At 68.8% G+C, this 21,957-nt stretch carries 18 protein-coding genes; 10 read left to right on the top strand and 8 right to left on the bottom strand.

All coding sequences use genetic code 11. From position 1 onward, the window contains the following. Positions 1-134: 134 nt before the first annotated feature. The 4 genes from QHF84_RS24655 to QHF84_RS24670 all read left to right on the top strand — a co-directional run bounded on the left by QHF84_RS24655 (position 135) and on the right by QHF84_RS24670 (position 4,092). The gene (locus tag QHF84_RS24655; RefSeq protein WP_281315845.1) at positions 135-764 is read left to right on the top strand and encodes a sigma-70 family RNA polymerase sigma factor; all 630 of its coding nucleotides are present in this window, start codon (positions 135-137) and stop codon (positions 762-764) included. 63 nt (positions 765-827) lie between these two features. Beyond that, positions 828-2,189, top strand: a complete 1,362-nt coding sequence (argG, locus tag QHF84_RS24660) for an argininosuccinate synthase (protein ID WP_281315846.1) — start codon at positions 828-830, stop codon at positions 2,187-2,189. Positions 2,190-2,248: 59 nt separating this feature from the next. Further along, positions 2,249-3,634, top strand: coding sequence for a serine/threonine-protein kinase (locus QHF84_RS24665; protein ID WP_281315847.1), 1,386 nt, complete (start codon positions 2,249-2,251; stop codon positions 3,632-3,634). Further along, positions 3,631-4,092 (top strand): DUF6210 family protein, encoded by a 462-nt coding sequence (locus QHF84_RS24670; protein WP_281315848.1) that lies wholly within the window; start codon positions 3,631-3,633, stop codon positions 4,090-4,092. The genes QHF84_RS24665 and QHF84_RS24670 overlap by 4 nt, the downstream gene beginning before the upstream one ends. A 1-nt stretch (position 4,093) precedes the next feature. On the opposite strand, the gene QHF84_RS24675 is transcribed toward QHF84_RS24670, so the two are convergent. The 3 genes from QHF84_RS24675 to QHF84_RS24685 form a co-directional block, all read right to left on the bottom strand. Continuing rightward, complete coding sequence (locus QHF84_RS24675; protein ID WP_281315849.1) at positions 4,094-5,476, bottom strand: flavin monoamine oxidase family protein; 1,383 nt, start codon at positions 5,474-5,476, stop codon at positions 4,094-4,096. A gap of 16 nt (positions 5,477-5,492) precedes the next feature. Then, a complete protein-coding gene (locus QHF84_RS24680; protein ID WP_281315850.1) occupies positions 5,493-6,692 on the bottom strand; it encodes an acetyl-CoA C-acetyltransferase in 1,200 nt (399 codons plus the stop codon). Between the two features lie 118 nt (positions 6,693-6,810). Beyond that, complete coding sequence (locus QHF84_RS24685; protein ID WP_348652877.1) at positions 6,811-7,821, bottom strand: GlxA family transcriptional regulator; 1,011 nt, start codon at positions 7,819-7,821, stop codon at positions 6,811-6,813. A gap of 35 nt (positions 7,822-7,856) precedes the next feature. Here QHF84_RS24685 and QHF84_RS24690 point away from each other — a divergent pair, with 35 nt between their 5' ends. Beyond that, on the top strand, positions 7,857-9,065 hold the full coding sequence (locus tag QHF84_RS24690; protein ID WP_281315852.1) for an FAD-dependent oxidoreductase: 1,209 nt from the start codon (positions 7,857-7,859) through the stop codon (positions 9,063-9,065). 60 nt (positions 9,066-9,125) lie between these two features. Here QHF84_RS24690 and QHF84_RS24695 read toward each other — a convergent pair whose 3' ends face one another. Then, the gene (locus QHF84_RS24695; protein WP_281315853.1) at positions 9,126-11,750 is read right to left on the bottom strand and encodes a S8 family serine peptidase; all 2,625 of its coding nucleotides are present in this window, start codon (positions 11,748-11,750) and stop codon (positions 9,126-9,128) included. 154 nt (positions 11,751-11,904) lie between these two features. Between QHF84_RS24695 and QHF84_RS24700 the strand changes: the two genes are divergently transcribed. Then, the gene (locus tag QHF84_RS24700; protein ID WP_281315854.1) at positions 11,905-13,596 is read left to right on the top strand and encodes a hypothetical protein; all 1,692 of its coding nucleotides are present in this window, start codon (positions 11,905-11,907) and stop codon (positions 13,594-13,596) included. Between the two features lie 58 nt (positions 13,597-13,654). Next, complete coding sequence (locus tag QHF84_RS24705) at positions 13,655-16,264, top strand: neutral/alkaline non-lysosomal ceramidase N-terminal domain-containing protein (RefSeq protein WP_281315855.1); 2,610 nt, start codon at positions 13,655-13,657, stop codon at positions 16,262-16,264. 1 nt (position 16,265) lies between these two features. Here QHF84_RS24705 and QHF84_RS24710 read toward each other — a convergent pair whose 3' ends face one another. Continuing rightward, positions 16,266-16,724: a hypothetical protein gene (locus QHF84_RS24710; RefSeq protein ID WP_281315856.1), complete on the bottom strand. Its 459-nt coding sequence runs from the start codon at positions 16,722-16,724 to the stop codon at positions 16,266-16,268. A 205-nt stretch (positions 16,725-16,929) separates the two neighbouring features. On the opposite strand from QHF84_RS24710, the gene QHF84_RS24715 reads away from it, so the two are divergent. After that, positions 16,930-18,042 carry a hypothetical protein gene (locus QHF84_RS24715; protein ID WP_281315857.1) on the top strand — a complete coding sequence of 371 codons (1,113 nt, stop codon included), beginning with the start codon at positions 16,930-16,932 and terminating at the stop codon, positions 18,040-18,042. On the opposite strand, the gene QHF84_RS24720 is transcribed toward QHF84_RS24715, so the two are convergent. Beyond that, positions 18,036-18,350 (bottom strand): hypothetical protein, encoded by a 315-nt coding sequence (locus QHF84_RS24720; protein WP_281315858.1) that lies wholly within the window; start codon positions 18,348-18,350, stop codon positions 18,036-18,038. The genes QHF84_RS24715 and QHF84_RS24720 overlap by 7 nt on opposite strands. Before the next feature lie 76 nt (positions 18,351-18,426). Continuing rightward, positions 18,427-18,816: a hypothetical protein gene (locus tag QHF84_RS24725; RefSeq protein WP_281315859.1), complete on the bottom strand. Its 390-nt coding sequence runs from the start codon at positions 18,814-18,816 to the stop codon at positions 18,427-18,429. A gap of 308 nt (positions 18,817-19,124) precedes the next feature. On the opposite strand from QHF84_RS24725, the gene QHF84_RS24730 reads away from it, so the two are divergent. Further along, positions 19,125-19,718: a sigma-70 family RNA polymerase sigma factor gene (locus QHF84_RS24730; protein ID WP_281315860.1), complete on the top strand. Its 594-nt coding sequence runs from the start codon at positions 19,125-19,127 to the stop codon at positions 19,716-19,718. A 148-nt stretch (positions 19,719-19,866) separates the two neighbouring features. Continuing rightward, positions 19,867-21,096 carry a citrate/2-methylcitrate synthase gene (locus tag QHF84_RS24735; RefSeq protein ID WP_281315861.1) on the top strand — a complete coding sequence of 410 codons (1,230 nt, stop codon included), beginning with the start codon at positions 19,867-19,869 and terminating at the stop codon, positions 21,094-21,096. On the opposite strand, the gene QHF84_RS24740 is transcribed toward QHF84_RS24735, so the two are convergent. Then, a complete protein-coding gene (locus tag QHF84_RS24740) occupies positions 21,090-21,953 on the bottom strand; it encodes an NAD(P)H-binding protein (protein WP_281315862.1) in 864 nt (287 codons plus the stop codon). The genes QHF84_RS24735 and QHF84_RS24740 overlap by 7 nt on opposite strands. Positions 21,954-21,957 lie beyond the last annotated feature (4 nt).

The following is a 21,957-nucleotide window of genomic DNA, read 5'->3' on the forward strand; positions in this document are numbered from 1 at the left end:
CTCGCCTGGCATGGACCGCCGCGAGCATACCATCCGCGCGCGCCGCCACGCGCGGGAGAGCACTTCCCAAGCGGCGGCGGGGCGGGCAAGATGGGGTGCCCGCGCGCTGCCTCGAGGCTCGGGCTCCCCCTCGCATGGACGCGGACAAAAGGCGCACAATCGACGCAGACATCCGCCGCCTCGCCGAGGGCGGGGACATCGGCGCCGCCACGTCCGTCGCCCTGCGCGCCTACGGCCCCGAGATCTTCGAGTTCGTCGCGGCGCTCCACCGCAACGAGACCGACGCGTCGGAGGTATTCTCCCTTTTCGCCGAAAAGCTCTGGAAGAGCCTGCCGAGCTTTCGCTGGGACGCCTCCTTCCGCACCTGGGCGTATGCCGTGGCGCGCACGTCCTCCCTCGATTTTCGCCGCGCCGAGAAGCGCCGCGCCGCGCGGGTCGTGCCCTTGCCGGAGGGCTCGCAGCTTTCGGCGATCGAGGCCGAGGTCCGCACCGTCACGCGCTCGTACCTCCGCACCGAGCGGCGTGATCGTTTCGCCGAGATCCGGGCGCGCTTGCCGCCCGAGGAGCAGGAGCTCCTCATGCTGCGCGTCGATCGCCAGCTCTCGTGGGACGACCTCGCGGTCGTGCTCCACGGCGAGGACGCGCCGCCGCTCGGGGCGGACGAACGGAAACGCGCCGCCGCGCGCCTCCGCAAGCGCTTCCAGCACCTCAAGGAAAAGCTCTACGAGATGGGGCGGCGCGAGGGGCTCGTCGGCGACGAGTAGCGCGGCCAAGATGCAAGAAAGCTCTTTCGCGGCGCGTCGTCCCCTGCTATCGCACGCGGCGAGATGAGCCGCATCTACCGCACCCTTCCTCCGCCGGGCACCGCGCTCGGCATTGCATTCTCCGGGGGCCTCGACACGCGCACGGCCGTGGCCTGGCTCTCGCGCCAGGGCCTCCGCGTTCATTGTTATACCGCCGATCTCGGCCAGCCGGACGAGAAGACCCCGGCGGACATCCCGCCCGTCGCGCTCACGCACGGCGCCGCGGCGGCGCGGCTCGTCGATTGCCGCGAGTCCATGGCGCGCGAGGGCATCATCGCCATCCAGTGCGGCGCGTTCCACCTCTCGACGGCCGGCCGCAAGTATTACAATACGACGCCCCTCGGCCGCGCCGTCACGTCGACGGCCATCGTCCGGGCCATGCGCGAGGAGGGCGTGCACGTCTTCGGCGACGGCAGCACGCACAAGGGCAACGACATCCAGCGGTTTTACCGTTATGGCGTGCTCGTCGATCCCGACCTCAAAATCTACAAGCCCTGGCTCGACCAGAAGTTCGTCGACGCCTTCGGCGGCCGCACCGAGATGGCCCAGTATCTCGATTCGATCGGCATGCCGTACCCGATGGGCACCGAGAAGGCCTACAGCACCGACGCGAACGTCCTCGGCGCGACGCACGAGGCGAAGGACCTCGAGTTCCTCGACAAGGGCATGACGATCGTGAACCCCATCATGGGCGTGCCGTTCTGGCGCTCCGACGTCGCGATCGCCGAGGAGGAGGTCACGGTCGAATACGCCGAGGGCGTGCCCGTCGCGCTGAACGGCGCTCGATTCTCGTCGTTGTTCTCCCTCGTCGTCGCGGCGAACGAAATCGGCGGGCGGCATGGGCTCGGGATGAGTGATCAGATCGAAAACCGCGTCATCGGCGCGAAGAGCCGCGGCATTTACGAGGCGCCCGGCATGGCGCTGCTCCACATCGCCTACGAGCGCCTGCTCTCCGCCACGCACAACGAGGACACGACCGACCTCTACGTCACGCTCGGCCGCCGCCTCGGCCGCCTCCTCTACGAGGGCAAGTGGTACGACCCCGAGGCGATGATGCTGAAGGAGTCGCTCGCCCGCTGGGTCGCGACGCCGATCAGCGGCATCGTGCGCCTCTCGCTCCGCCGCGGCGACGATTACACGATCCTCGAGACCCGCGCCGAAAAGAGCGCCTACGCGCCGGAAAAACTCTCCATGGAGAAGACCGAGGCCGCGTTCACGCCCGAGGATCGCATCGGCGCCCTGGAGATCCAGAACCTCGCCGTCTCGGACAACCGCACCCTCCTGCTCCATTATGCCGAGCGCCTCGGCCGCCTCACCGGGCCTTCCGCGTCGTCGTTCGGCGACGTCCTCGGCGAGGGGACGGGCGAGCCGAAGCGCCTCTCCTGAGGGGGCGCGGGCGATCGCTTGTCGCCGCGCGGGGGTGTTGGTAGCTTCACCTACCCCCCATGTTGCTGTCACGCCCCGCGCTCCTCGAGCCCGAGACCCTCTTCCACGGCCGGTATCGGGTGATCCGGCCGATCAAGTCCGGCGGCATGGGCACGGTGTACGAGGTCGTCGACCAGAAGACCTCGAGCCGGCGCGCCCTCAAGGTCATGCTGCCGAATCTCGTGTCGAACGAGCAGGGCCGCAAGCGCTTCGAGCTCGAGGCGCGGGCGACGGGCGCGATCGAGAGTGATCACATCGTCCGGATCCTCGACGTCGGCATCGATCCCAGCACCGAACTGCCTTTCCTCGTGATGGAGCTGCTCCGCGGGCGCGACCTCGGGGCGATCCTCGACCAGGGCATCCGCGTCGCCATCGAGGACGTGCTCCGTTATCTCACGCAGACCGCGCTCGCCCTCGACAAACTCCACGCCGCGGGCGTCGTCCACCGCGATCTCAAGCCCGAGAACGTTTTCCTCTCGTGGCGCGACGACGGCACGCCCTGCATCAAGGTCCTCGATTTCGGGGTCGTGAAGACGGTGGATCCGGTCGTCACCGGCATCGCGACCCGCGGCATCCTCGGCACGCCGCTCTACATGGCGCCCGAGCAGGTCGAGGCCTCGCAGGACGTCGGGCCGGCTGCGGACATCTATGCCCTCGGCCAGCTCGCCTACGAATTGCTCGTCGGCGAGCCTTACTGGGCCGTGGAGCTCGAGCGCGACGGCTCGCCCATCCTGCTCGCGGCCGACATCTCCGATGGCCCGCGCGAATCGCCGGAGGCGCGGGCCAAGCGCCGCAAAAGCGTGGATCTCCCTGCCGGATTCGATTTCTGGTTCGCCGGCGTGACCGCGAAATCGGTGGAGGCTCGTTTTCCGCGGGCGACAGCGGCCATCGCGGCCCTCACGGACCTCGTGCGCGAGAGCGCGCGGCCGCCCGAGGAGCAGGTTCCATCGGCCAAACCCAAACCGCCGGCGTCGCGCCCCGAGCCGGCGCTGCCCCCGGAGCCGGCGCTGCCCCCGGCGCGGGAGGTCGCGAAAAAGGGGTTTTTGGTCACGGTCGATGGCGCGACGAACGTGGTCCGGGTCGACGTGTGGGGGTTCTGGGACGTCGGGGACGGGAAGGGGTACTGGGAAGAATTCGAGCGCAAGACGAGGCCTCTCCTCGGCAAACCGTGGTACGTCCTGGCGAACATCTCGAATTTCCCGCCGCAGAAGCCCGAGGTGAGCGCGTTCGTCGAGAAGACGATGACCCACGCGCGCCAGAACGGCCTCGTGCGCGCGGCGAACCTCGTCAGCAGCGCGCTCGGGCGCATGCAGATTCAAAGGCTCTCGGTCGAGACGGGGCTCCCGCTGTATTCGTTTTTCACGGCGGAGGGCGAGGCCTTGCGGTGGCTGCTCACGGGGAAATGAGAAAGCTGCCGATCGTCGAGCTCTGGGGAGCCGTCGGCTTCGGGGCGATCCTGTCGTTTCCGAGCGGCGTGCTCTACTCGAACCAGACAGGCGGAACGGCATGCCTGCACCCCACGCTCGAAGGGATTTACGTCCCTCTCGCGAATGATTGTACGCACCCCGGTGGCCATCTGCTCGGTCCGGAGACCGAGCTCGGTGCCTATTTCGAGGGACCCAAGCACGGCGGCACGGGCGCGATACGGGGACTCGACAGCGAAGACGCTGCATTCATCGAGATGGTCCTTTCGCGGTGGAATCTTTCCTCGTTCATCACCCTGGACCGCGCCCGACTCGCGGATTCCCACGAAGCCTGGGTCTGGGCGATCGTCATATCCGATGGGGGAGACGACCTCGCCGTGTTTTCCGGGTTCGGCCCGTATCCACGGCGGGCGGTGCTGACGTGGAGCAATTCGGATTGACTCAGCGCGAAATCGCCGCGTCTTCGAACCGCGCCCCGACCTCGCCGGCTGCCCGCTCACCCGATTCGAGCGCCCCCTCCATGTAGCCCGTCCATTCCGTCGCCGTTTCGGTGCCGGCCCAGTGGATTCGCCCCACCGGCTCGCGCAGCGCGCGCCCGACGCCGGTCATCACCCCGGGCCCCATCACCCCGACGGGACAACCGCGCGTCCATGCCTCCGTCGACCAGTCGAACTCGACGTATTCACTCGGCCGGAGCGCCCGCTCGCCGAACATACGCCCGAGGCTCCCGAGCACCACCGCGCGCCGCTCCTCCGGAGGCCTCTCCGAAAAGACACGCGCCTTCTGCCCCACGACGAACCCCAGCAGCGAATGCACCGCGCCGTCGTGCGAGCCATTGTCGAACACGACCGACATCGGCCCCGTGCTCGTCACGGCTTCCCCCGAGAGACCTGCTTCTCGCCAGAAAGGTCGATCGTAGACGGCGATGCATTTCACCGTCGAGCCCATCGGCATGCGCTGCGTGAGCTGATCCCGCACGACGGGCAAGAGCGGGCGGTATTCGATGCGGCCCGCGAGCGCCGGAGGGACGGCGACGATCACGTATTGCGCCCGCACCGCGATTTCATCCGACGTCACGACCACGCCGCGCCCATCCTGCTCGATACGCCGCGCCGGCGCGGACAGCACGACCGCGTCCCCGAGCCGCGCCGCGAGCCGGATCGAGAGCTCCTGCGCGCTGCCCACGAAACGCCGCTCCTGCGCCCCGCCCTCGATTTCGACGAGCCGCATGAGCCCGCCGCCCGCGCGCAGGTACGCGAGGAAATACAGCATCGAAATCTCGCGCGGCTCCGCGCCGAACACCACCCGCACCGCCGCGTCGAAGAGCTCGCGCACGTCGGCGCGCGTGATGAGCGTTCGGGCCGCGGTCTCGAGCGTATCTTCGTCCCATGCCGAAGCCTCGGCCGCCGCGAGCGGCCTGCCCTCGGGCAGCCGCGCCGCGAGCGCGTCGAGCTTGCGCAAAGCGAAATGCAGCGCGACGAGCCCCGGCACCGGTAGCGAGGGAATCGTCCCCGCATACGTCGAGACCCGCCCGTCCCGCAGCAAGACTTTTTGCCCGGAATGGTACGTCGGAAACGTCGCGACCCCGAGCTCGGCCGCGAGGCGCCCCAAGCGGCGTTGCCCCGCGCCGAGCCATTGCCCTCCGAGATCGAGCACACGGCCCCCGATCTCCCGGCCCAGCGTGCGCCCGCCGACGCGATCCCGCGCTTCGAGCACGACGACACGTTTTCCCATGCGGGTCAGCGCGTCCGCCGCCGAGAGGCCCGCGAGGCCGGCGCCGACGATGACGACGTCGGCCTCGCGTTCTTTCTGGAAAGGGGCCATGGCCTCGATGCTCCGATCAGAGTCGTTCGAGGACGACCGCGATCCCTTGCCCGCCGCCGATGCAGGCGCTGCCCACCGCGATCTGCTTGCCCGTGCGGCGGAGCGTGTGGACGAGGTGCGCCGTGATGCGCGCGCCCGAGGCGCCGAGCGGATGGCCGAGCGCGATGGCCCCGCCATTGACGTTCGCCTTCTCCAGCGGGATCCCGAGCTCCTTCTGCACGGCGAGCCATTGCGGCGCGAACGCCTCGTTCACGTCGAAGAGGTCGACCGCGTCGAACGCGACGCCCGCGCGCTCGAGCGCCTTCGGAATGGCGGCCGCCGGGCCGATGCCCATGATCGACGGATCCACGCCCGCCGACGCCCATTGCAAGATCCGCGCGAGCGGCGTCCAGCCTTTTTCACGCGCCTTCTCGGCCGTGGTCACGACGAGCATCGCCGCGCCGTCGCAGATGCCGCTCGCATTGCCGGCCGTGACCGTGCCGTCCTTCTTGAAGACAGGCGCGAGCTTCGCCAGCGCCTCGGGCGTCGATTGCGGCCGCGGGTGCTCGTCCACCGCGAACGAGACCGGCGGCGCCCCGCGCTTGCCCGGCAGCTCGATCGGCGCGATCTCGTCCTTGAACGCGCCCGCCTCGTTCGCCGCGGCCCAGAGCTTCTGGCTGCGGAGCGCGTATTCGTCACATTCGGCGCGCGAGATGCCGTACTTCGTCGCCAGGTTCTCGGCCGTGATGGCCATCGGCGAATTCACGTAGCTATCGGTGAGCGCGCTCCAGAGCGAATCCTCGAGCGCCGGGGCCTTGCCAAAGGCAAAACCCTCGCGTCCGCCGCGCAGCACGTGCGGCGCCTGCGACATGTTCTCGGTCCCGCCCGCGAGCACCACGTCGGCCTCGTCGAGCAGGAGGAGCTGGGCCGCCTGCACGACCGCCTCGAAGCCCGAGCCGCAAAGCCGGTTCACCGTGAGCGCCGGGACCTCGATGGGCACGCCTGCCTTGAGGCCCACGTGGCGCGCGCAGTAGATCGCGTCGGCGCTCGTCTGCATGACGTTGCCGACGACGACGTGCCCGACGTCGCTCGGCGCCGCGCCGGCCTGCGCGAGGGCAGCCTTCGCCGCGTGCGCCGCGAGATCGTTCGCCGTGACACCCTTGAGCGCGCCATTCATCGTCCCGAACGCGGTGCGCTTCGCGCCCACGATGACGATGTCCTTGCTGAGCTTGGCCATGTTTTCTCCGTGCATGTCCTGTGAGAGGCCGGGAGCATGCGCCGGACTTTCGTGCCGGGCAAGCCCCCAGTTCGAACGCGAGAAATGCGCGGATCACGCGCCGAGAGAGCGTGATCACTCACCTCGAAAACCGCTTGCGGTACTCCGTCGGCGACACGGAGAGGTGCCGCTGGAACGTCACGCGCATCCGCTCCTCATTGCCGAATCCGCAGTGCCGCGCGATCTCGTCCACGTTGCGCTCCGACGCCTCGAGCAGCCGCCGCGCCGCCTCCAGCCGGAACATCTCCACCGCCTTCGCCGGCGTTCGTCCCGTCTTCTGCCGGTAGACGCGCGAAAAATTCCGCGGGCTCATCCCCGCCCTTTCCGCGAGGAGCTCCACCGTCAGATCCTCGCGGCCGAGGTGCTCCGAGATCCAGTGGTGCAGTGCGTCGAACGCCCCGCCGTCCTCCGCCTGCGATTGCAACACCTCGCTGAACTGCGATTGCCCGCCCGGTCGCTTGAGGAAAACCACGAGCTCGCGCGCCACCTTCATCGCGATGTCCCGCCCGCAGTCGCTTTCCACGAGCGCGAGGGAAAGATCGATCCCCGCGGTCACGCCTGCCGACGTCCAGACCGGCCCCTCCTGCACGAAGATCGCGTCTCGATCGATCTCCACCGAGGGAAAACGCTTCTTCAAGAGGTCACACATCGCCCAGTGCGTCGTTGCCCGCTTCCCCGCGAGCAGCCCCGCTTGCGCCAGGAAAAACGTCCCACTGCACACGGAGGCCGTCCGCCGCGCCTTGCGGGACATTTCCGCGAGCCAGCACGCAAGCTCCGGGGAGCCATCGAGCGCCTGCTCGATTTCCGGCGCGCCCGGCACGACGATCGTGTCCACCTCCCGGCACGCGAAAGCGGCGAGCGGCGACGTATCGAGCGCCACGCCCTCCGCCGCGTGCACGAGCCCGCCTGTCAGGCTCACGGTCCGCCCCGCATAACCCGGCCGCCCGAGCGCCTCCATGTAACGCGACGCGGCCCAGAACACCGTCTGCGGCCCCGTCAGGTCGAGCAGCCCCATCCCGGGAAACGCGACGAACAACACGAGCTTCGGTTGGCTCGCGGACGTTGGCTGAAAATCAGGGGTCAATGGCATTTGCGGCAAGCCCTCTCCGCCTTACCAGAGGTGACATGTCGAAGAAAGTATTGATCGTCGGCGGAGGCTTCGCCGGAGTCTGGGGCGCTCTTTCGGCCGCGCGGCTGCTCGACCAGCAAGGAAAAACCAGCGCGGACGTCGAGGTCACGCTCGTCTCGCCGCAGCCCGCCCTCCACATCCGCCCGCGGCTGTACGAGCCTTCGCCGGAGGACATGAGCGCGCCCCTCTTGCCGCTCCTCGATGCGATCGGCGTCCATTTCGTCGAGGGGTCCGTCACGGAAATCCGGACCGGCGCGCGGCAGGTGGACGTGATTGCCACGAACGGCGCGAGGCGCACCTTGCCCTATGATCGGCTTCTGCTCACGAGCGGCAGCAAGCTCTTCCGCCCGCCCGTCCCCGGCCTTTCGGAGCATGCGTTCTCCGTCGATCAGCTCGACGACGCCGTCGCGCTCGACAAGCACCTCGCGGGCCTCGCATCTCTGCCCGAGACGCCGGCGCGAAATACGGTCGTCATCGCGGGAGGCGGATTCACCGGGCTCGAGCTCGCCACGGAGCTGCCCCCGCGCCTGAAACGGGCTCTCGGCGCGAATGCGAAGATCTCGGTGATCATCGTCGAGAGGGCAGGGAAGGTCGGCGCAGACCTCGGCGGCAATCCGCGTCCCGTCATCGTGGAGGCGCTCCAATCCCTCGGCGTGGAATACCGGAGCGGCACCGCCGTCGCGTCCATCGACGCGGGCGGCGTGGTGACCGATTCCGGCGAGCGCATCGAGGCCCGCACCGTCGTCTGGACCGCCGGCATGCGCGCGAGCAGCCTCGCCGCGCAGGTCTCTTCCTCGCTCGATTCTCTCGGCCGCGTCGACGTCACCCTGGACCTGCGCGTCGTCGGCACGGAGCACGTCTTCGCGGCGGGCGACGTCGCCCGCGCCCTCACCGACGAGCAGGGCCATTACGCGCTCATGTCCTGCCAGCACGCCATCTTCATGGGCCGCTTCGGCGGGCACAACGCCGTGGCCGATCTCCTGGGCGTTCCCACGCTCGAATACCGGCAGCTCTTTTACGCCACCTGCCTCGACCTCGGCGAATGGGGCGCTCTCTACACGGAAGGCTGGGATCGCCAGATCAAGCTCACGGCTGCCGCGGGCAAGGAGCGCAAGCGAGAGATCAATACGGTCTGGATTTATCCCCCCGCTCCGAACCGCGCCGCGGCGTTTGCCGCCGGCGATCCCCTGGTCACGTTCGGCTGAATGGCGCGCGGGGGGTCGATCGGCTTTCCGGGCCGATCGGAGCCCCCCGCGCTGCGAACGTCAGGGCCGCTCGACGCGGAAGGCCGGCGACGTCCAGGTCTCCCAGTGCGCCGGGTTGTTCGCGTCGCCGAGCGCCTTCAGCACGCTCATCTTCATCACGTAGTTGCCGTTCGGCACCGTGATGACCTTCTTTCCGCTCGTCGTGGTCCCATTCCAGGCGAACGAGAACGTGCCCGTCGGATCCGCATTTCGCCCGACGTACGTATACGTGTAGGCGTTGCCCCACGGCTTCTGGAGGCCCGTGGCCTCGGCGATGTCGACCTTGATCGTCGACACCTGGTGCTCGAGGTGCACGGTGATGTTCGGCACGTTGGACGTGCCCGACATCGTGAACACCGCGCCCTCGCTCATCTTGTTGTACGTCGTCGCGTCCATCTGCCGCGACAACCACGGGAAACCCGACGCCGTCGGGACGAGCGCCACGATCGATTGATAATCACCCTTGAAGCCGATGTACGGCACGCGCAGCGTCGTATTGCCGCCCGTCTGCGCGAATTTGACGAAGCCGCCGTACACGCCGCGATCGGGGAGGTTCGGGTTCGGCGTGATCGTCACGTCCACCGTCGCCGTGCCGTGCGCCGGGACCGTCACGCTCACCGCGCTGAACTCCGCGCTCGGCGGCGCGTCCGTCTTCGAGAGCGCCGCCGGCGTGCCGTACGTGCCCAGCGACGAGGCGCCCGGCTGGTGCGAGACGTCGTACGTGATGGGCTCGGCGCCGTCGTTCTTCAGCGTGATCGTCTGCGTCGTGGGGCCCGTCGTCTCGCCGAGGGCGATGCGGCTCGGCCACACGCTGGCCGTCGCGACCGCGGCCTTGTCGACGCGAATGAGGCCCGCGCCCTGCCGATGCGCGCTGTCGAGGATGCCCGTCGACGGATCGATACCCCAGAGCAGCGGCTCCGCCGTGTTCTGCAGCCGCGCGCGAATCGCGTTGAAATCGGTCTCGCCCGTGGCCTCGATGAGCAGCGCGATCGCGCCCGCCGTGTGCGGCGAGGCCATCGACGTGCCGCTCTGCGAGGTGAACCCGCCGAGCTCGAGCGGATACGTCGAATAAATCGACCCGCCCGGCGACGTGAGGTCCGGCTTGAACGAGAGATCCGGCCCCGCGCCCCACGAGCTGAACGCCGAAATGCGTCCGCCGAGGCTGTTCGGCGTGGTGACCGTGTCGTCCGTCCACGTCAAGGACACCGTCCCCTGAGCCAGGCGCTGCACGATGGTATCGCCGTCCGCCATCAGAATGCCGACGACCGGGATCCCCACCGGCGTCGTCCCCGCGGGCGAACCCGCGGGGATCGTGACGCCGGGGACGAGCGCGCCGGCTGCGTTGTTGTAGATGACGACGGCCGTGGCGCCCGCGGCCTGCGCATTCTTCGATTTCTCGAAGAACGTGCAGCCGCCGCGCTTGATGAGCGCCACCTTGCCATTGAGGCTCCTCGCCGCCGGCGGATTCACGTTGCACGCGTCCGTGGCAATCGTGTTCGGCGTCGCCGTGGCCACGATCTGCAGCGTGCCCGTGAACGGCGCGAACGGCACGCCCGTGCCCGGGTTGTACCCGATCGACTTGCCGTCCGCCGAGATCGTGAACGAGAGCTGCGCGATGTGCGTGTTCTCGGCGGAGGCCGAGGCGATGACGTTCGTCCCGACGCCGGGCGCGCCCGTGGCCCAGACGCCGCGGTCGCCGTTGTTGCCGCCCGAGCAGGAGACGATCGTGCCGCTCGTCGCGAGGTTCGACGCCGCCACGGCCGTCGGATACTGCGGCCATTGATACCCGGAGCCGATGCTCATGTTGACGACACGCATGCCGTCCTGCTGCGCCCGCTCCATCGCCTGGATCATGATGTCCGTGCTCGTCGAGCCCGCGCAGCCGAACACACGATACGCGCCGAACGTGACCTCGGGCGCGACGCCGACGACCGAGCCATTCGCGCCGACGATGCCGGCGACGTGCGTGCCGTGACCACCGCAATCGTCCGGATCCGCGTCGGGAATGGCATACGCCCCCGCGACGCCGGCCTGGAACCCGTCACCCACGAAATCGTAGCCGTACTGGACCCGGCACCCCGGACCGTAGCAGCCGCCGCCGAGATCGGGGTGATCGTAATCGACGCCGCTGTCGATGATGCCGACGCGGATGTTCGCGCCCGTGAGCCCGAGCTGGTTCCGCGCGATGTCCACGCCCGTCATGGCGATCGCCGTCGCCATGTCCATCTGCGGCGCGTCGTCGTTCGGCGTGTCCTCCTGCAGGATCGGCATCACGGGCCAGACCGACTTGACCCCGGGAATACGCGCGAGCTCCGCGACGTGCTCGGGCGCGACGCGGATCGAAAGACCGTTCCACAGCCGGTGGAACGTGAGCCGCTCGGTGATCGGGATGCCCCGCTTCTCGGCCTCGGCCTTGAACACGACCTTTTGCTGGAGGAGCAACGACTCCGACCCGCCGCGCAGGAGCGGCTTCTCTTCGAGCTCCACGAACCAGAACTCGGGGGTCTCGTTCTGCTCCCGCGTCACGACCGACATGGGATCGTACGCGTCCCCGTTCCCGTCCGCCTGCTGCCCGTCGGGCTCTCCGCCGCAAGCCACGAGCAAGGAGGGCAATGCAAGTAGGTGAATCCAGCGAAAGCGCCTCATGTGTACCTCTTCGGCCGCCGCGTTTGGGGCCCTTTCCAGACCAGTGCCCCCGCCGCAACCGGGCGTCAAGAGGGAGGGAGGACTTGCCGTGCGCCTCGTTCGCCCCATTGCCTTCGAACATGCCCCCGAAAGGGGGCGGCCGGGGAGGGTGAAAATGCGAATTCCATCGCGCACGGCGCTCTTCGTTGTTTTCGGTTTGCTCGGCGCCTCGTCCTTCCTCGTCGCGCGCGCCGCGGTGAGCAACGGCGCCGGCGAGGTCACGAACCCGTCCGGAGCGGCGCCGCTGCTCGAAGGGATGGGATCGCTGCACTTCCCCATCACCACGAGCGTCCCCGCCGCCCAGCGATATTTCAACCAGGGCATGACGCTGGCCTATGGCTTCAACCACGCCGAGGCGGAGCGCTCGTTCCTCGAAGCCGCGCGCCTCGATCCCGGCTGCGCGATGTGTTTCTGGGGCGCCGCGCTCGTGCTCGGCCCGAACATCAACGCTCCCATGAGCGACGCCGCCGTCCCGCGTGCTCACGCGCACATCCAGCGCGCACGCACGCTCGCGGCCGCGACGGGCATCACGCCGCGCGAGCGCGAGCTCATCGAGGCCCTCGCGGCCCGATACGCGCCCGCCCCCGTGGCCGATCGCAGCGCGCTCGATCGCGCTTATGCCGAGGCCATGAAGAAGGTCGCCGCGCTCCGGCCGGACGACGCGGACGTCCTCGCGCTCTACGCCGAGGCGCTCATGGATCTGAGCCCCTGGAATTACTGGGAGCGCGGGAAGCCGCGGGCGAATACCGAGGAGGTGATGTCCGCGCTGGAGCGGGCGATGAAGCTCGCTCCGAAACACCCGGGGGCAAACCATTACTACATTCACGTCGTCGAGGCCTCGCCGCACCCCGCGCGCGGACTCGAGGCGGCCGAGCGGCTCGCGAATCTCGTGCCAGGCGCCGGGCACCTCGTGCACATGCCGTCGCACATCTACCTTGGCGTGGGACGTTATGAGGACGCCGCGCTCGCCAACGAGCGCGCCATCGCCGCCGACGACAGATACGCGCCCCTCGCCGATCCCTCGAACATGTACCTGGTCATGTACCGGATGCACAACGTGCACTTCCTGTGGACCGCGTTGACGCTCCAGGGCAGATCCGAGGAGGCGCTCCGCATTGCGCGCTCGATCCCGATGCGCCTCGGACACGCCGCGCACGGCCATGGCGACCCCATGGCCACGATGATCGAGCATTTCCTGGCCACACCCCTCTATGCCATGGTTCGTTTCGGTCGATGGCAAGAGATCCTGCGCGCCGAAGCGCCGCCCAAGGATCACGCCTACTCGCGCGGCGTCTACCATTACGCCCGGGCCATTGCATTCTCCCGGCGCGGCGAGGTGGCGGCCGCGGATCGCGAGCTCGCGGCGCTGGCGAAAGACGCGGCGGATCCCTCGCTCCTCGGAACCACGGTGTCCGGCGTGAACTCGCCGAGCGCCGTGCTGGGCATAGCCCTCGCGGTCGCGCGCGGCGAGCTCGCGGCGGATCGGGGCGATCTCGACACGGCCATCCGCGAGCTCCAATTCGCGGTCGTCCTCGAAGACGAGCTCCGTTACATGGAGCCGCCGGACTGGCACCACCCGACGCGGCAGATCCTCGGCGCCGTCCTGCTCCGCGCGCGCAAGAACGCCGAGGCCGAGCGCGTCTATCGCGAGGACCTCGCGAAGCGGCCGGAGAACGGGTTTTCGCTCTTCGGCCTCGCCCAGGCGCTCGAACGCCAGGGCAAGACGTCCGAGGCAGCGGAGGTCCGGCGCCGATTCGAGATCGCCTTCGCGCGCGCGGACATCAAGCTCACAGCCTCCCGGTTCTGAAACCTCTCTCCCGCCCCGTCCGAAGGTTCGGCTATCCTCGCCCGCGAGGAGGCCTTCGGTGACGAAAACACGCAAGAAGACGCTTGGATGGATCGCCCTCGGGTTGCTCGGGGCGACCTTTGCTGCCTGCGGGGGCGAAGACAAAAAGATAACGGAAAACCCGCCGACCGTGGTCGATCCGCTGGCCCATTGCCAGTTCGAAATCCCGCCGGAGCACCCGTCCAAACCGGCGAATGCCCCGACGGACGTCAAGGCCGGCTACGGCGCCGCCGTCCTGCCCATGCCGATCGGTACGCCCGTGGGCGGTTACGCGTCGCGCGCCGTCGGCCTCGGCGGCGCCAAGCCCGTCGACGACCGCCCGCGGCGCTTCGGCAAGAGCCTCGTCCCCACCGTGGGCATCCACGACGCCCCGCGCGCCGAGGCCCTCGCCCTCGAAGCCGGCGGCGAGCGCGTCGTCATCGTCCGCGTCGATGCGCCGCTCCTCAACGAGAACACGCTCTTCGAGCTCGAATCGAAGGTCGCCCCCGACGGATCCATGCGCGGCCGCATCATCATGACCGCCTCGCATAGCCACGCCGCCTGGGCCGGCTACCAGCCGAGCTTGATCCTCATGCCCGGCGTCGATCGCCCCAAATCCGCGCTCGCCGAGCGCGCCATCGCCGCCATGGCCGACGCCGTCAAGCAGGCGCTCGACGGCCTCGCCCCCGCGAAGATCGGCGTCACGGTCGAGAAGGACTTCGACCCGAACGACGAGGTCAACCGCGACCGGCGCGGCGAAAACAACATGATCCTCGGGCCCGACGGCAACGACGCGGGCAAGCGGAAGGACCCGACGCTCTGGGTCCTGCGCGTCGACAAACCCGACGGCACGCCCCTCGCGGCCCTCGTCGATTTCCCCATCCACGGCACGATCGGCGGCGGCGACAACCCGCTCGTCTCGACCGACGCTCCCGGCGCCGTCGCGCGCGCGCTGAGCGCCGAGCTCGGGTATCCCGTCATGCACGTGCAGGGCGCGGCCGGCGACGTCTCGCCCGCGGGTCACGACGGCCGCACCGCCTGTCCGGACTCGCTCCGCTGCCTCGACATTCCGCGCCTGGAGACGCTCGGCGCCCGCGCGACCGAGATCATCGCGCCCATCATCGGCAGCGTCCAGACCGGCGACAAGGCTGCGCTCGAGATCGTCACGCGGAGCTACTACGTCGGCCGCGACGGCGTCGTGCAGCGCCCCGACGGCACCGAGCTCCGCTACGCGCCGTACGATCCGAACGTCGAGGAGTACGTGCCCGACGGGGTCTTCCTCGACGAGAATGGCAAGGTCAAGAGCCCCATCGACGAGTTCAACACCTACGCCGGCGCGGGCCTCTGCGGCGAGCAAAGCGGCACCGGCGCGATCGCCGGTTTGCCCGGGGCGCTCAGCATGCCGGTCTACGGCTCGTGCCTCGAAATCGCCAAGGGCGGCGGCATCATCTTCGGCCTCTTCGACGTGAGCGCCGACATGCCCCTGCCGCTTTGCGACTCCGTCCGCACGACGGCCGCGGCGCTGCGTATCTCGGGCACGCCGACCGGCGATTACCTCGTCGTCACGGCGCCCGGCGAGCCCCTCGCGCCCTGGGCGGCGTACCTGCGTGGCCTCTCGCCCGCGGGCCCGGATCGGACGCTGCTCATCGGGTATGCCGACGATCACGTCGGATACATCCTCACGGGCGAGGATTGGCTCGCCGGCGGCTACGAGCCGAGCATCAACGTCTGGGGCCCGCTCGAAGGCGAGCTGATCCTCGCCGGCGTGCTCGAAGCGGCGAAGCTCGCCTGGACGCCCGAAATCGAGGATCCCGAGGTGGGCAGCTCGCGCTTCACCGCCTGGAAATACCCCGACGAGGCGCCGATCACGAAGCTCGAGACCACCGATCACGGCATGGCGGCGGCCGCGTCCCCCGCGCTCTTCTGGCCGGACACCGTGGCCGCGGAGGTCTCTGCGGCGCAGGTCTCGCGGGCCGTCGGCGCCGCGCGATTTGCCTGGTACGGCGGCGATCCGGCCGTCGACATGCCCGTCGTGTTCATCGAGCGCGAGGCGGCGCTCGGCATGTACCAGCCGCTCGCCGACGCGAAGGGCCGCCCGGCCACGTCGTACGAGGGCACGATCGTCACGACGTACTCGCCCGACCCGGTGAACGCCGACGCGCCCGAGCACCACGTCTACACGGCGACGTGGCAGCCCGTTCCGCCGGACCTCTTCTCCGCGCAGAAGCCGATGCTGCCGTTCTCGCTCCCGCTCGGGAAATACCGCTTCCGCGTGAAGGGCAAGGCGCAGACCGCGTCCGGCGAGACGACCTACGAGATCACGAGCCCGTCGTTCGAGGTCGTCGCCGCGCCGCTTTCGCCTGCGTCGACCGCGACGCGTGGCGCCTCGGCGATCGACCTCGTGGCGAACCTCGGCACGGCGCCGGGGCTTCGTGCGTTGCGGGTGGGGCCGAGCGATACGGGCGTGCCGCTGCTCGGCCCGTGGACGGTGACGGTGATGTTCGCGAATGGCCAGCCGAAGACGGTCGAGGTCGACCCCGACGCCGAGGGCAAGGCCAGCGTGCCGCTCACGATGCAGGAGGCACTGGATGCGCAGTCGGTCGAGATTCGCGACGTGGCGGGCAATGGCGGCACGCTGACCGTGCCTTGATCTAGCTCGCGCGTTTGTCGCGCTTCTTCCCTTCGCGCCGCGCCTCCTTGCCGAACTTCTCGCGCGCGTTTTCCTTCAGCTCCTTCGCGAGCTTCTTCACGTCCTTCGCCTCGTCGCGCGTCACCTTGCCGTCCTTGCCGGCCTCCTTCGCGGCGGCCCGGATCGCGGCGGCGCCGGCCTCGAAGTCCTTGCGGATCTGCGCCTTCATCGACTCCGGCAGCGGATGCGCGGCGAGCAGCGCTTCCATTTGCTCACGCGCGTGCTTGATCTTCGCCTCGACCTTCTCGTCGAAGCGGGCCGATTCCATGGGGAACTCGCCCTTGCCGTGCTTCTTCTTGTCGACCTTCTCGACCTTCGGCTGCTTGCCCTTCTCCTCGGCGGAGGCGGCGAGCGGGGCGGCGGCGAAGGCGAAAGCGAGAGCGAACGCGAGGGGGCGAACGAAGGTACGAAGGCTCGACATGGCGGGGCTCCTTTACGGGCGATGCCGTGGTTCGAGCGGAGGAAGAGCACGCGGCGTGCCAGGCGAAAAGGCCTCGCAATGCGCGGATTCCGCGGGATCTCGGCCTGCGGAGCGAGCGTCGCACCTGCGGACCTCCGCGCCCGCTGCGGCGCGCCGCGCGCACCGGCGCGGAACGGGTATGCTTCCGTAGAAAGGACGGATCCAGATGCAACGACACTTCATGCTCGAACGAACGGCGCTCGTCGGTCTCCTCGCCCTCGGTCTCGGTGGCTGCGGCATCTTCGGCGACGGCGGCGAGGAAGAGCTCACGGGCGACGCGCTCGTCCAGCACAACATCGAGGAATACGAGTCCCTGCAGGCCGAGCTCGAAAAGAACCGCACGAAGGCCATGGGCAAGAGCGCCACCGAGGCCGCCGCCGTGGGCAATCGCTTGTTCTGGCTCACGTTCCCCACCAGCGACGCCTCGCTGCACAGCCTCGACACGGCCTCCGGCGCGCAAGTCGATTACACGTTCGGCGTGGGCGACGCGAACACGTGGAACTGGCGCGCGAGCGACGCGATCGTCGTCACGGCCAGCCAGGGCGGCGGTATCCAATACAACGCGTATGACATCAACGAACCCGGAAAACTCCTCGGCACGCTCGACATGCCCTCGCCGGGCGGGGGGATTCGCTGGTATGCATATGCGCCGGACGGCCACCAGGTTTACATCCTGGAGAGCGGCACGCCGAACATGCTCCTGCGCTGGACCGTGGGCGCGGCGCAACCCGAGCCGCTGTTCAGCCTGGAAGAGGCGGGCATGAGCGTCGGCGAGTTCTGGGATTTCGGCGTCGAGGGCAATACTGCGATCCTGATCGAGAGCGGCCGCATCTGGAGCCTCGACATCGCCGCGCGGAAGGCCACGTGGCTCGAAAACGAGACCCAGGCCACGGCCGCGCAATGGGACGCGAAAGGCGTGTTTTACCTCGCGGCCACGGGGCCGTTCCTCTATGCGAACGATACCCGGACAAACCGGGACCTCGAGGCGGAGATTGCCGCGTCCGGCTACGAGCTCAACGGCACGTACAACAGGATTCACGAATACTCCGAGGGCGGCGCCCGGAACGGCGACGACGTCGCGTACATCGGGCGGAGCGGGCTCTTTCTGTTCGACCTCGCGACCGGGAAAACGCGCCCGGCGCTGCTCGATGCGCGCGACAACAGCATCGTGTATCGGAACCCCGTCCTCCTGGAGAACGGAAAACTCTTCGTGCAGGGGCTCGTATCGACGACCGGCGCGACGGGCGCCGAGGGAGGCTGGTACGAGGTCGATTACTGATCGATTTGATCGTAAGGCCATCCGGGCGGCGGCGGGGCCGTCGTCCAGCGGAAGTTGTCGGGCTCGAGGACTGATTCGAGGTTCTCGCGCCAGAGCTCGAGCATCAGCCGATACGTCGACGCCGCCACGAGGACCTGCATGGCCAAGCGACCCGCCTTCGTGGCCTGGTTCGGCCATTTCTGCGAGATGTTCGCGACCAGCGTGTATTCGAGCTCGATGATACGGTCGACCAGATCCAGGCGCCGCTGGACCTCCTCGCATCGGACGGCGATGATCGTCTTGTACCAGTCGTGTCCCTCCCTGGCCATCGCGCCCTCCCTTCACGAGGTGATGGCGCGCCGCGGCCCCCCTCCTGGGCAGCCGCGGCGCGCGCATCGGGCTTGTTCACGGTCCAGGCGGGGGCTCCGGCGCGGGCGCCGGCGCCGGCGCCGGGGCAGCACCAGCATCATAAGTCGCCTGGGTGGCTTCGAGGAAGCGGACCACCCTCCCGGCCTTCATGTGGAGGATGAGGTTCTTGGCGACGACCGCCTCGAGGGTGTCCAGAACCGACCGGTTGATGTCGAGGACCTGGTCCACCGTGGGATACGCCGGCGCCGGGGCGCCATTCTCGAGCGTGCCGAGGATCCACTGGATCTTCTCACCCTCGGCGTTGAGGATGTGCGAGAGACCCATCTCCTCCATCGCGATCGAGATGAGGACGAGGGACGCGACGTCCTGGGGGTTCTGCTGGTAGAGCGTGGGGAAATCGCCCTGCTCGAATTGCGCTCGGCTCATGGTTTTTCTCCTTCTTATTCGTAATGACCCGTGGCGTCCGGCTCCCTATGAGCCGTTTCATTCATCGCCGCGGTCACTAGCAATGACGAACGAGGCGTCGTTTTCGTGAGCAAAGAATCGACGCCCGCGCATCGTTTTCCTCGGCCGCCATCGGCATCCGACGCGGACGGACGCGGACGCTTGGCTCGACGATGTTCGTGTCGACTGGCGAATCGATATTGACGAAAACGCCCCTTCGTCGAATTCTTGCCAATATTGGCTTGCCTGAACGCGCCCGAACGGCGCGTCGCGTTGAATGGAGGTCGCTCATGGGGGGGGAGAACCCGTGTTTCACGCGTGCCGCCTTTCAGGAGGCGTGGTCGCAATCCGAGCCGCAGCTCCGGAAGCTCTGCTTTCGCTGGACGGGGCGGGATCCCGAGGCCGCGCGTGACGCGCTCGGCACGGTCGCCGTGCTCGCCTTGGAGGAGCTCGCGCAAGACCGTGTGGAGATATCGAATGTGCGCGCCTGGCTGACCCGGCTCGCGCGGAACGCCTGCGTCGACATCCACCGGGAGCGCGCGATCAAGAGGAGGGCGATCGAGCGGCTCACGATCGAAGGGGGGATCGAATCGGCGCACGCCGAGTCTCCCGAGGCCGAGCAGATGCGGCGCGAGCTCGACGTGCTCGTCCGCAGGGCCATCGAGGGCTTGCCGCCGGCGCTCGCGGAGACCGCGAAGCTCCGCCTCGTCGAGGAAGAACCTTACGAGGACATCGCCGACGAGCTCTCGCTTTCGCCCGAGACCGTACGAAAGCGTATCCAGGACGCGCGAACCCGTTTACGCAACGAGCTCGCCACGCACGTGGAGCAGACGAGGCCGCGCGAAATCACGCGCCGGGTGGAAAGCCATCTCTCCACCCGTTGATGCATACGGCCCGGGCCGGATATGATTTATACGGCCCGGGCCGTATATGACATTCTCCGTCCCATTTTACCTGGACGCCGGCGCGCAACGCACCGCGGCTCGGTGATACCTTGGTCGGCACTTCTTTACTTGTACAATCGGGAGGCACATGACGACGACCGCACCGGGCCCTGGATACCTCACGGCAAACGAGGCTGTGGCTTTTCTTTCCGTCAAGCGCGCGACGCTTTACACCTACGTGAGCCGGGGCCTCGTGCGAAGCGTCCCGTGCCCCGGGGGACGCGGCAGGTATTACCTGCGCGAGGACCTCGAGCGATTGAAAGCCCGGAGCGAGGCGCACGCCGGCAGATCCGGGCCCGATTCCGACGTGGAGCGAAGCTCGTCCCGGACGTTCATCACGCAGATGTCCCCCGAGGGGCCACGTTATCGAGGGTATGCCGTCGCAGAGCTCGTGCGCGAGGGCATTTCGTTCGAGTCCGTGGCCGAGCTCCTCTGGACCGGGCGGCTCCCCGCAAACGAGGCGCCCGGGTGGCCCCTGTCCGACGAGGATCGACGCGACGTCCTCACGATCCTCCGCCGGACGTGCGACGCGGTCGCGCTCCTCTCCTTGCCCTCCGCGCCCCTCGACGTGGTGCGCCTCGGCCTCCTCTTCTGGGCATTGCAACCACACGGTACGTCTGCCGAGGACCCCGGAGCGAACCTATCCGAGGCGCGCGCGCTGCTCCGGCTCGTCGCCGCATTGCCCGCCACCTGCCGCGGCCCCACGCGCGCTTTATCGGCCGCCCGTGCTCCGACCCTCGCCGAGAGCCTCGCCATTGCATGGCCCCAGGCCGGAGGCGATTCGAACGCCCCGGATCGCGTGGCGCTGCTCGATCGCGCGCTCACGCTCGCCGCCGATCACGCGGTCGAGCCGCCCACGCTCGCTGCGCGCGCCGCCGCGCATGCGGGCGGTAGCCTCGCGGCCTGCGTGCTTGCGGGCGTGGAGGCCCTCTCCGGGGATGACCACGCCGGGGTCTGCGCAGAGCTCGCCGATTGGATCGAGGTCCTCGACACGACGGCGAAGGTCAGGCAATTCGTCGTCGAGCGGCTCGACCAGGGGAACCCGATTCCCGGCTTCGGCCGTCTTGCCGGGGCAGATCCCCGCGCGGTGATTCTCCTCGAAGCGGCGTCGTCATTTGCGCCCGCGGTTCGACGCGTGCAGCACGCCATTGCCCTCGTCGAATCCGCGCGCATCTTCGGCGAGCCCGGCCTCGAAGTGGGGCTCGTGGCCCTCGCCGCGGCGCTCGGATTGCCGCCGGGCGCGCCGGCCGCCCTTCTCGCCGTGGGCCGCGTGGCCGGCCTCGTCGCGCACGTCCTCGAGGCCGAACATCGTCACTGACGGGCGAGCGCCTCGAACCACGGCCGGAGCGGGCGCGTCCCTCGCGCCTCGGCCACCGAATCCGTGGTCGTGACGGCCGCGACGAACTCCAGCATGTCGGACAGGCGCGGATGCGGCAGGCGCAGGACGGCGCTCCAGAATCGGAACGCGAAGGGAGGCACGTGCATGATCCGTGGCTTCTTTCCGAGGACGTCGAACGCGAGCCGCATGATCTCCTCGCGGGTCAAGACCTCCGGGCCGCCCACGGGGACGAATTCGGGACCTTCCTCGACGACGGAGACCATGGCCTCGGCGACGCAGATCGGATGCACCGGATTGGCCTTCGCCGTGCCGTCGCCGGCGACGGATCCGAACCCCTTGCGGGCCATGGTGATCAGATCGCCGAGCGCCGAATAAATCCCGGTTGGCCGGACGAACGAGCACGAGAGGCCCGAGGCGCGCAGCATGTCCTCCGTCTCGAGGTGCGCCCGGATGTACCGCGTGTGATCGTATCCGGGCCCGGGGTGCGCCGAGAGGTACACGAAACGTTTGGACGAGGCGCGCCGAGCCGCTTCGAGGAGGTTTTCGTGGGCGACGACGTCCACGTCGCGGAAAGACCGGCGCTCGGCCATCCCGAGCGCCACGTTCGCGCCGAGGCAGGACACGACGACGTCGATCCCCGCGAGCGCCTCGCCGAGCGAATCCGCGCGCGTCGCGTCCCCGAGGACGACCTCGCTCGCGAGCGGGCGGATCTTCTCGGCATTCTTCGCGCTCCGGGAGAACGTTCGCACGAAATGGCCACGCTCGCAGAGCAATCGCAATACCTCGGAGCCGACGGCGCCGGTCGCGCCGGCGAGCAGGATGCGTGGTCCACTCATGAGA

The organism is Polyangium sp. y55x31 (assembly GCF_029946505.1).
Lineage (GTDB): Bacteria > Myxococcota_A > Polyangia > Polyangiales > Polyangiaceae > Polyangium.

Bases quoted from the DNA above. Each gene is read 5' to 3' on its own strand.
- QHF84_RS24675 (WP_281315849.1), bottom strand. From the start codon at position 5,476: ATGGCCCCTTTCCAGAAAGAACGCGAGGCCGACGTCGTCATCGTCGGC.
- QHF84_RS24725 (WP_281315859.1), bottom strand. From the start codon at position 18,816: ATGAGCCGAGCGCAATTCGAGCAGGGCGATTTCCCCACGCTCTACCAG.
- QHF84_RS24685 (WP_348652877.1), bottom strand. From the start codon at position 7,821: ATGCCATTGACCCCTGATTTTCAGCCAACGTCCGCGAGCCAACCGAAG.
- argG (WP_281315846.1), top strand. From the start codon at position 828: ATGAGCCGCATCTACCGCACCCTTCCTCCGCCGGGCACCGCGCTCGGC.
- QHF84_RS24740 (WP_281315862.1), bottom strand. From the start codon at position 21,953: ATGAGTGGACCACGCATCCTGCTCGCCGGCGCGACCGGCGCCGTCGGC.
- QHF84_RS24715 (WP_281315857.1), top strand. From the start codon at position 16,930: ATGCAACGACACTTCATGCTCGAACGAACGGCGCTCGTCGGTCTCCTC.
- QHF84_RS24720 (WP_281315858.1), bottom strand. From the start codon at position 18,350: ATGGCCAGGGAGGGACACGACTGGTACAAGACGATCATCGCCGTCCGA.
- QHF84_RS24655 (WP_281315845.1), top strand. From the start codon at position 135: ATGGACGCGGACAAAAGGCGCACAATCGACGCAGACATCCGCCGCCTC.
- QHF84_RS24690 (WP_281315852.1), top strand. From the start codon at position 7,857: ATGTCGAAGAAAGTATTGATCGTCGGCGGAGGCTTCGCCGGAGTCTGG.
- QHF84_RS24700 (WP_281315854.1), top strand. From the start codon at position 11,905: ATGCGAATTCCATCGCGCACGGCGCTCTTCGTTGTTTTCGGTTTGCTC.
- QHF84_RS24680 (WP_281315850.1), bottom strand. From the start codon at position 6,692: ATGGCCAAGCTCAGCAAGGACATCGTCATCGTGGGCGCGAAGCGCACC.
- QHF84_RS24710 (WP_281315856.1), bottom strand. From the start codon at position 16,724: ATGTCGAGCCTTCGTACCTTCGTTCGCCCCCTCGCGTTCGCTCTCGCT.
- QHF84_RS24735 (WP_281315861.1), top strand. From the start codon at position 19,867: ATGACGACGACCGCACCGGGCCCTGGATACCTCACGGCAAACGAGGCT.
- QHF84_RS24695 (WP_281315853.1), bottom strand. From the start codon at position 11,750: ATGAGGCGCTTTCGCTGGATTCACCTACTTGCATTGCCCTCCTTGCTC.
- QHF84_RS24670 (WP_281315848.1), top strand. From the start codon at position 3,631: ATGAGAAAGCTGCCGATCGTCGAGCTCTGGGGAGCCGTCGGCTTCGGG.
- QHF84_RS24730 (WP_281315860.1), top strand. From the start codon at position 19,125: ATGGGGGGGGAGAACCCGTGTTTCACGCGTGCCGCCTTTCAGGAGGCG.
- QHF84_RS24665 (WP_281315847.1), top strand. From the start codon at position 2,249: ATGTTGCTGTCACGCCCCGCGCTCCTCGAGCCCGAGACCCTCTTCCAC.